Genomic DNA, 9,581 nt, shown 5'->3' with positions numbered 1-9,581 from the left:
TGCCGGGAGGGGCGGGGGCCGCACCCCCCGGCCCAGCCCCCCCCGGGCCGGTCCCGGGGCCGGGGCGCGGGGGCGGCGCCCGCGCCCGGCCTGCCGGGGCGCGGCCCCTCGGGCCGGGTGAACGCCCGCGACCCGCGGCCCGTACTGAGGGGTGCGCCGCCCGCAGGACCACCGCACCGGGGCCGGCGCCCCTCAGAAGGAGCCCCTCTCATGCGACGTCTCGCCTGGGCAGCGGCACTGCTGCCCGCCCTCGCCCTCGGGGCAGCGGCCTGCGGCAGCAGTGGTGGAGCCAAGTCCGCCCCCGCACCGGCCGCCCCCTCCCCGCCCGCCACCTCCTCACCCGCTCCCGCCGGCCAGCCGCCCGCGCAGTCCGCCGCCGGTGGGACCACGGTCGCGGTGCACGATTCGAAGCTCGGCACGATCCTGACCGACGGTCAGGGCCGCACGGTCTACCTCTTCGAGAAGGACGGCCCGAGCATGTCCGCCTGCGACGGCACCTGCGCCGTCGCCTGGCCCCCGCTGACCACCACCGGCACCCCCCAGGCGGGCAGCGGGGTCAGCGCAGCCGACCTCGGCACCGTCACCCGTGCCGACCACAGCATCGAAGTGACCTACCACGGCCATCCGCTGTACTACTTCGCCGGTGACCACGCTCCCGGCGACACGAACGGCGAGGGCTCCAACGCGTTCGGCGCGGGCTGGTACGTGCTCGGCCCGAACGGCGGCAAGATCGACAACAGCTGACGGGAGCGGCCTGCACCGTTCATCCCTGACCGGGCGCACCTCACCCCTGACCGGGCGCACCTCGGTCACGACCGGACGCACCTCGGCGCCCCGGGACGACTCGCGTCGTGGAACCCGGGGCGCCGAGGTGAGTGTGCGGTCAGTACGGGAGCGGACGGCCCGAGGGCGTCCGCAGATCGAGCGGTGGCCGCGGGCGTAGTGGCGCGGGGCGCTTCTTCACCGTGATCGTGGTCATCTCCGTCACCTCCTTGAGCCCGGAGGACCCACCGGGAGTCTGCCCAACCAGCGGGATTTCTACCGGATCCGGCGGCATCGGCTCGGGCGCGCGCGGGGTCACGCTCCCCACCACCGCCGGCGCCCCCGGCCGGCCGGTTCCGCCGATCGGCCGACACCCGCCAGGGCTAACCCCGGCGGCGCCGCCCCGCCGGGGCCGCAGGTGCGTGGTTGACTGGGGCCCAGCGCCCCGCGATCGGATCCACATGAGTCAACTCGACCTGGCCAGGCTTCAGTTCGCCATGACGTCGGTCTACCACTTCCTGTTCGTTCCGGTCACCATCGGCCTGGGCTTCCTCACCGCCCTGCTGCAGACCGGCTGGCACCGGACCGGCCGACCCGAACTCCTCAGGCTCACACGGTTCTTCGGCGTCCTCCTGGTGATCAACATCGCGGTGGGCGTGGTGACCGGCCTGGTACAGGAGTTCCAGTTCGGCATGGACTGGTCGCAGTACTCACGCACCGTCGGCGACGTCTTCGGCGCGCCGCTGGCGATGGAGGGCCTGGCCGCGTTCTTCCTGGAGTCGACCTTCCTCGGGCTGTGGCTGTTCGGCTGGGACCGCCTGCCGCCGAGGGTGCACCTGGCGACGATCTGGGCCGTGGCCGTCGGCGGGGTGCTGTCCGCGGCCTTCATCATGGCGGCCAACTCCTGGATGCAGCACCCGGTCGGCTACACGATCGACCCGTCCACCGGCCGGCCCGTCCTCGACGACGTGTGGGCGCTGTTCACCAACCCGGTGTTCCTGCGCGGGTACCTGCACGTGGTCCTCGCCTCGGTGGTCACCGGGTGCGCGGTGATGCTCGCGGTCTCCACCTGGCAGCTGCGCAAGGGATCGTCCCCGCTCGCCTTCCACGCAACCGCCAAGCTGGCCCTGGTCGTCATGGTCCCGGTGCTCCTGGTCGCGATGCTGGTCGGCAGCGAACTCGGCGTCACCGAGGGCAAGTACCAGCCGATGAAGATCGCCGGCGCCGAGGCCCAGTGGGACACCTGCCAGCCCTGCTCGTTCTCGCTGTTCCAGATCGGCGGGGGCAGGAACGACATGACGCCGACCCGCATCCTCGCCGTCCCGCACCTGCTCTCCCTGCTGGCCACCAACCACTGGAACGGGCAGGTCCTGGGCCTCAACGCCGTCCAGGCCCAGTACGAGCAGCAGTACGGGCCCGGCAACTACGTCCCGAACATCTTCATCCAGTACTGGTCGATGCGGGTGATGGCCTACCTCGCCGTCGTGCTGCTCCTCGTCGGGCTGTGGGGCCTGTGGCTGCTGTGGCGCAAGCGGCTCGGCAGCGCGCACCGGTTCCAGCGGGTGGCGGTCTGGGCCTCGGTACTGCCGTTCCTGATGAACACCGCCGGCTGGCTGCTCACCGAGAACGGCCGCCAGCCGTGGATCGTCCAGGGCATCCAGCTCACCCGCAACGGCGTCTCGCCGTCGGTGAGCACCACCACGGTCGCCATCAGCATCCTGGTGTTCCTCCTGCTCTACGCGGCGCTCGCGATCGTCGAGGCCGTCCTGATCACCCGGTACGCCCGCAAGGAGCTGTCCCCGCCGCCCGCCGAGGACGCCCCGGTCCCGGCCCTGAGCTACTGAGGCCCTCGATGGCGCTCGCCACGTTCTGGTTCATCGTCACCGCCGTCCTGTGGACCGGCTTCTTCGTCCTGGAGGGCTTCGACCTCGGCGTCGGCATGCTGCACACCGTCGTCGCCCGCGACGAACCCGGCAGACGGGCGGCGATCAACACCATCGGCCCGCTCTGGGACGGCAACGAGGTGTGGCTGATCGTCGCCGCCGCCGCGATGTTCGCCGCCTTCCCCGACTGGTACGCCACCGTGTTCTCCGGGCTCTACCTGGTGATGATCCTGCTCCTGGTCGGACTCATCGTGCGCGGCGTCTCGTTCGAGTTCCGCGGCAAGGTCGACGGCGTGCGCTGGCGCCGCACCTGGGACACCCTGCTCACCGCCGGCAGCCTGCTGGTGCCGCTGCTGATCGGGATCGCCCTCGGCGACCTGCTGCACGGCCTGCCGATCGACCAGAACCACGAGTTCACCGGCTCCTTCGGCGACCTGTTCTCCGGGTACTCGGTGTTCGCCGGCCTCACCCTCGTGCTGCTCTGCCTGCTGCACGGCGCGACGTTCATCGCCCTCAAGACCACCGGCGCGGTGCAGGCCCGGGCCAAGCTCCTGGCCCGCCGGACCGCACCGGCGACCGCCCTCGCCGTGCTGGCCTTCCTGCCGTGGACCCACTCCACCGCGGGCAAGGGCGTCCTGCCGGACATCCTCGAACTCGTCGCCGTCCTCGCGGTGGTCTCCGCCGTCTGGCTGACCGTCGGACGGCACGACGGCTGGGCGTTCGTCGCCACCGCCGTCACCATCGCGACCACCGTCCTGTCGCTCTTCGTCGACCTCTACCCCCGCCTGCTGGTCTCCAGCACCGACCCCGCGTTCGACCTGACCGTCCAGAACAGCGCCTCGGGCAACTACGCGCTGAAGGTGATGAGCGTCGTCGCCATCGTCTTCCTCCCCCTGGTGCTCGCCTACCAGGGCTGGACCTACCACGTCTTCCGGCTGCGCATCTCCGCCGAGGACTTCGGCCCGTCCCGCACCGCGGAGTGACGGGGCGGGGCGTCGACGGTGGCCCCGGCCCACACTGCCCGACCCGCGGACGGCCGGCACCTCGTCCTGCAGCCGTCCGGATGCTCCGCCCAGGACCTCGACGACCTCAGGAGCCTCAGCGCGGACCGCGGGTGACCGGGGGCCGGTGGGCGGCACCGGCCCCGGTGACCGGTGCCGTCACCCGAGGACCCAGGCGACCGCCGCGTCCCGGTCGTCGAGGGCGAACACCCTGGTCTCCCCGGGAGTCATCCAGCCGAAGAGGGACGTCATGTGGTGCACCCAGTCGATGTCGGTCACCACGGCGATGCGCTTCCACGCCTTGAGGTGGCCGAAGCCGACCTTGAGGTCCTGCCACAGCGCCCCGCCCGACATGCCCTGGAAGTCGCGCATGACGATCAGGAACCGGACCTCGCCGGCCTCGGCCGCGACCTCCAGCGTCGGGAGCACCACATCGCGGTAGTCCTCCGCCGCGAGCTTGCCGCTCGCCTCGAACCCGATGACCCCCGCAGGCATGCCATCCAACAGCTCGATCACGACATCTCCTCTCCGCCCCGCACGCGGGAACGCCCAAGAAACCGGGACCTTCACACCGTCGGTCGCCGTGGCCGCAGCGTAGGCCCTGACCGCCGGGACGGGCCAACGAACCGCACGACGGCCGTGACCGCGCTTCCGGGCGGCCGGGACGGTGTGCGAGTCCCGCCCGGATCGGCACCCTCCGGCGCCGACGGCTGCGCAGGCGACGATCCGGAACCGCGCCGGGCCGACGAACCATCACCGCATCCCCTCCGGCCGGTGCCGCTGACGGCCGACGCACGTCCCCGCGCGCGGGAGGAGTCGACGCGCGGACGGCCCCGGGCCGTCGGTGAACGACGACCCGGGGCCGCCCGCCGTCGGTTCGGGCACGACCGTCCGGTCGGTGGATCCCGTCACCGTCCGGTCGGTGGATCCCGTCGTGCCGTCCGGCCGTCGTGGGTGCCCGGGGCGGCCGGTCAGCGGCCGCCGTCCGGGTGGTGGACGGTGAGGTCGCCGTAGGCCCGCAGGGCGCCGGCCAGGTCGCCGGGTTCGCCCCGCAGCGTGGCGTCCAGGAAGGCGAGGGTGGCTGCGGCGACGACGCGCGGGCTCCCGGTGCGGCCCAGAGAACCGACGATCGTGGGCACCGGCGGCAGGTACAGCGGGCCGTCCATGAAGGTGAGATGGGCGGCGCCGGGGACGGTGAGCCGGTAGCTCGTCGCGGTGCCGGCGTCGAGCGCCTCGGTGAGGCGGGGCAGGTAGCGCGGATCGGTTCCCGGGGTGATCGCCTGGGTGAGGGCGAGCGTCGGCTGGTCGAGGGCGGGCGAGGCGGGGCCGTGGGGGTAGCCGTCCAGGTCGATGACGGCGTCGAACCGGCGGTCCTGCCGGGCCGCCTGCAGGGCGGCGGCACCGCCCATGGAGTGGCCGGCCACCGCGACCCGGCCGGTGTCCAGGCGCCCGGTCAGCGGGTCGGCGGCCTCGCCCCGGTCGAGACCGTCCAGCCGGGTGAGGACGAAGCCGAGGTCGGCGGCCCGAACAGCCGTCCAGCCGGCCGCCAGCTCCTCGTCCTTGTCCGCATCACCGGACGAGGAGGTCTCGCTGGTGATCGTCCGGCCGTCGGCGAGGACGACGGCGGCGGAGTCGTACGGGTGGTCGAGCGAGGCGACCACGTAGCCGTGGCTGGCCAACTCCTCCGCCCAGGCGGTGTTCTGGGTGCGCACCCCGCCCGAACCGGGCGAGAACAGCACGACCGGGAACCGCCCCGCGCCGCCGTCCACCGGGGCGTCGAACACCGACCGGCTACGGGCCCGCGGGACACCGTCGACCAGGAAGCCCGGCAGGCCGACCCCGCGGGCGAGGGCCTCGGCGACGGTGCGCGCCTCCTGCTCCGTCCGGCCGAGGTACTGGGCCAGCTGCGCGCCCGCGGGGCTCTTCTGCGCCGGGTACCAGAGCTGGACCACGACCGTACGCCGGTCGTCCGGATCGGCGGTGAAGGTCTCGGGGCGGCCCGGGTCCGTCCACTGCAGCACCCGGGTGCCGACCGCGAACTCGCCCGACGGCTCGGGGAACACGGGCACGGGAAAGGCCCAGGCGGCCACCGGGCCCGTGGCGATCAGGCCGACGCAGGCCACCGATCCCGACAGCGCCAGCCACCAGCGGGCCCGCCACGCCGGCCGGCCGGAGCGGCGTCGCAGCAGTGGGGAGAGGGCGAACGGCAGCGCGAACGCGGCGCCCGCCAGGACCGGCAGCATCTGCCAGCGGATCCCCGCCACCGCGAGCACGATCGCGGACAGGACGAGAACCGCCCCCGCCGCGATCGTGACGCGTGGACGGGCGGCGGGGGGAAGCCAGCGCGCCACCACCAGCGCGACGGCACCCAGCAGGGCGAGGATTTCCAGGGGGGACATCTGCGGTCCCGTGATGATCTCGGTCACGTGGCCATGCTCGGCGCCGGGCGTGCACGGCCACATCGCTCCCCGGTCGCCGTCGTCTGCAACCGGGGTCGCAATCCGCGGCGGTCCCCGTGCGACCGGGGCAGCGATCGAGCACACCGGATCAGCGTCCGCCCTGCGACCACGGGAGGTAGCGGCCTCCTCCTCAGGTCGCATTCCGGCGTGGTGCCGTCAGACGGTGGGGTCATGTGCGCCGCGGGGCCCGGGGTCTACCGTGACAGGGCCGCGGGACGGGCCGGGCAGCGATGCGGGCCGAGCAGCGGGACGGGCCGGGCAGCGGCAGGTGCCGGGCGGCGCGACGCGTACGCGCCCGACCCGACCCGGATCCGGCTGTACGCGGTGTGTCGGCCCCGGCCGGGGTCGGCATGACGCCGAATCGACAGGGACGTGTGATGACCGAGGCGGCCGCGGAACCCGGCCATGCCCACCGGGCAGGCCGACCGGACCGGGACCGGGTGCGGGACCGGGTACGCCGTCTGGACCGGGCCCGGTGGGCGGGGACCGCGTCACGGCCGACGAGCCGCGCCGGCAGTCCGGCCGCCGCCCGCGCGGCACGGCTGCTGACGGCCGTCGGGCGCCGGAGTTCCCGGCTGCCGCCCGTGCTGTGGGACTCGCTGCTGCCGGTGCTCCTCCTGCTCAACGTCATGACCACGCGCGTGCCGCACGAGCTGCCGGTGGCCGTGGCCCTCACCGCCGCCCTCGCGGTGCCCCTGCTGTGGCGGCGCCGGGCCCCGCTCGCGGTGTTCGGCGCCGTGGCGGCCGCCGCCCTCGTCCAGTGGCTGACGGACGTCCAACTGCCTGCGGACGTCGCCCTGTTGGTGGCTCTCTACACGGTGGCCGCGCACACCGGCCGGCGCGGCGCACTCGTCGCCGGTGCCGTCGTGGAGGCAGGGGTCCTGCTGGCCTGCCTGCGCTGGGCACCGGAAGGCGCGTTCCTGACCCCCTTCGTCGCGGTCACCGCGATGGCCGTCGCCGCCGCCGTCCTCGGGGTGAACACGCGCACCACCCGCGCCTACCTGGCCGCCCTGGTGGAACGGGCCGCACGCCTGGAGCGGGAACAGGAACAGCAGGCCCGACTGGCCGTCGCCGAGGAACGGACACGCATCGCCCGGGAGATGCACGACATCGTCACCCACAACCTGTCCGTCATGGTCGCGCTCACCGACGCCGCCGTCTACGCGCAGCACCGGTCACCCGACAGGGCCACCGCCGCGATGCTCCAGATCTCCGAGACGGGCCGCCAGGCCCTCACCGACATGCGGCGCTCGTTGGGCATCCTGCGGACCGACGAACCGGACGCGCAGCGCCACCCGCTGCCCGGCATCGCCCAACTGGAGGCACTCGCCGACCAGATGTGCGCCGCCGGGCTGCCGACCCGCCTCGACGTCCACGGCGGCCACGCCCACGTGCCCGCCACCGCACAACTCACCGTCTACCGCGTGGTGCAGGAAGCCCTGACCAACACCCTCAAGCACGCCCCCACCGGCACGCGCGCGACGGTCCGGATCCACTGCTCGACCGGGGCCCTCACCGTGGACGTCACCGACGACGGCCCCTGCCCGCCGCCCCCCGGCACCGCACCGTCCGGCCACGGCATCCCCGGCATGCGCGAACGCTCGGCCGCCTACGGGGGGACGTTGCGCGCCGGACCGCTACCGGGCGGCGGCTGGGAAGTCCACACCCGTCTCCTCCTCGACAGCAGCGGAGCGGCGTCCGCATGACGATCCGCATCCTGATCGCCGACGACGAGGCGCTGCTGCGCATGGCCTTCGGCACCGTCCTGGAGGCCCAGCCCGACATGACACCGGTCGGCGAAGCCGCGGACGGCAGCCAGGCCGTACGCCTCGCCCGGGAACTGCGCCCCGACGTCGTCCTGATGGACGTCCGGATGCCCGGGACCGACGGGATCGAGGCGACCCGACAGATCGTCAGAACCGCCCCGCGGAGCCGCGTACTGATCCTCACCACCTTCGACCTGGACGAATACGCCTTCGCCGGACTCGGCGCCGGAGCCTCGGGCTTCCTGCTGAAGAACACCAGGCCCGAGGAACTGCTCACCGCGATCCGCAACGTCGCCGCGGGCGACGCGGTGCTCTCCCCCCGGATCACCCGCCGCCTCCTGGAGGACCTCCGCCCGCACATCCCCGACGGCGCCGGCGCCGGCCCCGACGAGCGGCTGGGCCGGCTCAGCGCCCGTGAACGCGACGTACTCGTCCAGGTCGGCCGGGGCCTGTCCAACACCGAGATCGCGGCCACCCTGCACCTCGCCGAGGCGACCGTGAAGTCCCACCTGGGGCGGATCCTGCACAAGCTCGAACTCCGCGACCGGATCCAGGCCGTGGTCTTCGCCTACGAGAACCGCCTCGTCCGCCCGGCCTGACCGGGCTCCACCGGAGCCGACGGCCATGTCCTCGGCCCGGGTGCCGACGCGCCGCACCGTCGGGTACCGGATCACCCCGCACCCCGCCGGGCACGGCGCCGCCCCGGGCCTGTACCGCCGGGTCGCGGACCGAGCGACCGCGCCGCGGCACCGGTTCCGCCGCCCGCGCATCCGCGGGGAGATCCGCGACGACAGCCGTCAGGCGTTCGTCACCCTCGACTGCGCCGTCATCCGCCGGCGACGGCTGCACACCGCACCCTGCCGGGAGCAAGGGCGGGCGATGCGCCGCGGGGACGGCCTGTCGACGCGTCAGAACGCATACCTGGCGGTCGGGCCCGCGCGGTCTCACATCCGGGATCTCAGCACGTCGACCTCACAGCCCGGCGCGTAGGGGTCGAAGCCGTGCTCGGTCAGCCAGCGCACCACCAGCAGGCTTCGCAACGACCACCACGCGTGGATCACGTCGAGGTCGACGTCGGCGCCGTAGCCGGCGATGACGTCGCCGAGGTGCTCCTCGTGTCCGAGCGTGAAGGTGGCGAGGTCGTAGAGGGCATCGCCCTGGCCGGCCTCGGACCAGTCGATGATGCCCGTGACCTCGTCGCCGTCGACGAAGACGTGCGCGATCTGCAGGTCGCCGTGCGTGAAGGCCGGAGTCCACGGCCGGAGCGCGGCCTCGGCGACCTGACGGTTGCGGGTGACCAGGTCGGCGGGCAGCAGGCCGTTCGTCACGAGCACCTCGCACTCGTCGTCGAGTTCCGCCGCCAGCGCGACGATGCTCCGGCCGGCCCGTCCCGGCCAGGACGGCAGCGGCGCGTCATGCAGCCTCCGGATGGCGGTGCCCGCCGCGGCCCACGCCGCCGGCGACCCGGTCGACGGCCCGCCGAGGCGCCCGAGCGTCGTCCCCGGGAGTGCGGCCAGCGCGAGCACGGGCGGTCTGCACCACAGGACCTCCGGGGTCGGGACCGGCGCGAGGGACATCGCCTCGACCTCGACGTCGATGCGCGCCTGGTCGGCGTCCACCTTCAGGAACACGTCGCCGACGCGCAGAGTCGCACGCTCGGCATGGGCGACGACGACTTCGACCTCATCCATGGGCGACCAGTATCCCGGG

General features: G+C 73.8%; 8 protein-coding genes. 5 read left to right on the top strand and 3 right to left on the bottom strand.

From position 1 onward, the window contains the following. The first annotated feature begins 210 nt into the window (after positions 1-210). From ACFV0O_RS02465 to cydB, 3 genes are all read left to right on the top strand, one after another. Positions 211-744, top strand: a complete 534-nt coding sequence (locus tag ACFV0O_RS02465) for a hypothetical protein (RefSeq protein ID WP_380335227.1) — start codon at positions 211-213, stop codon at positions 742-744. Positions 745-1,223: 479 nt separating this feature from the next. Then, positions 1,224-2,606 carry a cytochrome ubiquinol oxidase subunit I gene (locus tag ACFV0O_RS02460; protein WP_380335224.1) on the top strand — a complete coding sequence of 461 codons (1,383 nt, stop codon included), beginning with the start codon at positions 1,224-1,226 and terminating at the stop codon, positions 2,604-2,606. Positions 2,607-2,614: 8 nt separating this feature from the next. Next, positions 2,615-3,628, top strand: coding sequence for a cytochrome d ubiquinol oxidase subunit II (cydB, locus tag ACFV0O_RS02455; RefSeq protein WP_380335221.1), 1,014 nt, complete (start codon positions 2,615-2,617; stop codon positions 3,626-3,628). Between the two features lie 177 nt (positions 3,629-3,805). Here the strand turns inward: cydB and ACFV0O_RS02450 are convergent, their stop codons facing one another. After that, complete coding sequence (locus ACFV0O_RS02450) at positions 3,806-4,162, bottom strand: STAS/SEC14 domain-containing protein (RefSeq protein ID WP_380335218.1); 357 nt, start codon at positions 4,160-4,162, stop codon at positions 3,806-3,808. Positions 4,163-4,617: 455 nt separating this feature from the next. Then, the gene (locus ACFV0O_RS02445; protein ID WP_380335216.1) at positions 4,618-6,108 is read right to left on the bottom strand and encodes an alpha/beta hydrolase family protein; all 1,491 of its coding nucleotides are present in this window, start codon (positions 6,106-6,108) and stop codon (positions 4,618-4,620) included. A gap of 581 nt (positions 6,109-6,689) precedes the next feature. Between ACFV0O_RS02445 and ACFV0O_RS02440 the strand changes: the two genes are divergently transcribed. Both ACFV0O_RS02440 and ACFV0O_RS02435 read left to right on the top strand, forming a co-directional pair. Further along, positions 6,690-7,811, top strand: a complete 1,122-nt coding sequence (locus ACFV0O_RS02440) for a sensor histidine kinase (RefSeq protein ID WP_380335214.1) — start codon at positions 6,690-6,692, stop codon at positions 7,809-7,811. After that, positions 7,808-8,470 (top strand): response regulator, encoded by a 663-nt coding sequence (locus ACFV0O_RS02435; RefSeq protein WP_380335211.1) that lies wholly within the window; start codon positions 7,808-7,810, stop codon positions 8,468-8,470. The genes ACFV0O_RS02440 and ACFV0O_RS02435 overlap by 4 nt, the downstream gene beginning before the upstream one ends. Positions 8,471-8,815: 345 nt before the next feature. On the opposite strand, the gene ACFV0O_RS02430 is transcribed toward ACFV0O_RS02435, so the two are convergent. Beyond that, positions 8,816-9,562 carry a phosphotransferase family protein gene (locus tag ACFV0O_RS02430; protein WP_380335210.1) on the bottom strand — a complete coding sequence of 249 codons (747 nt, stop codon included), beginning with the start codon at positions 9,560-9,562 and terminating at the stop codon, positions 8,816-8,818. Between the last annotated feature and the right edge of the window lie 19 nt (positions 9,563-9,581).

This window comes from Kitasatospora sp. NPDC059577 (assembly GCF_042735475.1).
In the GTDB taxonomy this organism is placed as follows: Bacteria; Actinomycetota; Actinomycetes; order Streptomycetales; family Streptomycetaceae; genus Kitasatospora.
The sequence above is the reverse complement of the archived record's forward strand: the minus strand, read 5'-3'. Positions and strand labels throughout refer to the sequence as shown.